The following is a 1,199-nucleotide window of genomic DNA, read 5'->3' as shown; positions in this document are numbered from 1 at the left end:
AGTACCGCGCCGGGAACCTCAAACTGGACGAGCTCGTCACCAAGACGTACCGGCTCGAGGAGATCAACCAGGGGTACCAGGACATGCGCGACGGCAAGAACATCCGCGGTGTGATCATCTACGACGAGCAGGACTGGTAACAGGAGGATGTATGACGGAGCCCGAGCAACGGACCCCCAAGCAGGACCGTAGCCGCCTCACGCGGGAACGACTGCTCGGTGCCTCCATCGATCTCCTGGCGACACAGGGCTGGGCGGCGACCACCGTGGGTGCGGTGGCCGCCGCCGCCGGCGTCTCCCGGGGCGCCGCACAGCACCACTTCCCGACCCGGGAGGACCTCATCACCGCCGCGCTCGGTCACATGATCGAACAGCGGATCGAGGACGTGCGCAGGGTGGGACTGGATCTCGGCGAGGACCTCGTCCTTACGCGCCGACTCGGCCTCAGCCTTGCCGAGCTTGCGTTCCAGCTCGGCGATGCGGGCCTGCTCGGGACTGCGCGGGCTGCGGCCAGCCTTCTTCACCCCGCCCAGGGTGCCGGCGGCGATCGCGGCCCGCTATTCCTTGACGTGCGAATCATAGAGACGCCCCCGGCGCAGGACGGCGCCCTTCGCGCCGGCGGGGGCCGCATCATATTCAGCAACGATCCGACGTGTGAAGTCCGCGGTAAAGGACCGGCGCTTCGCCCGGTCGGACCACGGGCCCTGCGGATCCGCCGCCGGCGCGACGAGGCCCCAGCCTCAATCCACACTGACCGGGTGTCTCACCTCAGTGTCTCTACGACGGTCTCAACGCTGGGCAGGTGTAGGTGCGCAGCATGTGGTGCCGAATCGCTTCACACTCCGGGTCCCACCCCGCTCGACGAGGGTGGCGAATCACGGTCGTCAATTGATGTTCCTTTCCGAAACACGGTCGCTGCTCGTCGTATCCAACACCCACGATCGATCAACTGCGGGCAAGTCCGCCGAGCATCAGCTCGGCCCTATCGACGGGAAGCTGCTGGGTGATGGCTCGCTTGCTGAACATGAAATCGCGGGGGCGGTTGATGCAGTCTGCAGCAAGGAGCTCGCCACCACGGAGGTAGAAGCAGCTGAAGTCGCGGTCCCGGGTGGGGTCACCGCTGAGGACGACTTCGTCGTAACCGGTGTTGAGACCGGCGATCTGCAGCTTGAGATCGTATTGATCTGACCAGAACCAGGG

General features: G+C 65.7%; 1 protein-coding gene and 2 pseudogenes. 2 read left to right on the top strand and 1 reads right to left on the bottom strand.

Annotated elements, in window-relative coordinates; translation table 11 throughout:
• Positions 1 to 140, top strand: a pseudogene (locus tag Q2K20_RS18105) (alcohol dehydrogenase); the annotation flags it as partial.
• A gap of 11 nt (positions 141 to 151) precedes the next feature.
• Positions 152 to 409, top strand: a pseudogene (locus tag Q2K20_RS18100) (TetR family transcriptional regulator); the annotation flags it as partial.
• 535 nt (positions 410 to 944) lie between these two features.
• Here the strand turns inward: Q2K20_RS18100 and Q2K20_RS18095 are convergent.
• The coding region (locus Q2K20_RS18095; RefSeq protein ID WP_317177064.1) for an oxidoreductase C-terminal domain-containing protein at positions 945 to 1,199 on the bottom strand (255 nt) is incomplete at its 5' end.

Origin of the sequence: Dietzia sp. IN118 (assembly GCF_032905965.1) — a bacterium.
Taxonomy (GTDB): Bacteria; Actinomycetota; Actinomycetes; order Mycobacteriales; family Mycobacteriaceae; genus Dietzia; species Dietzia kunjamensis.
The sequence above is the reverse complement of the archived record's forward strand: the minus strand, read 5'-3'. Positions and strand labels throughout refer to the sequence as shown.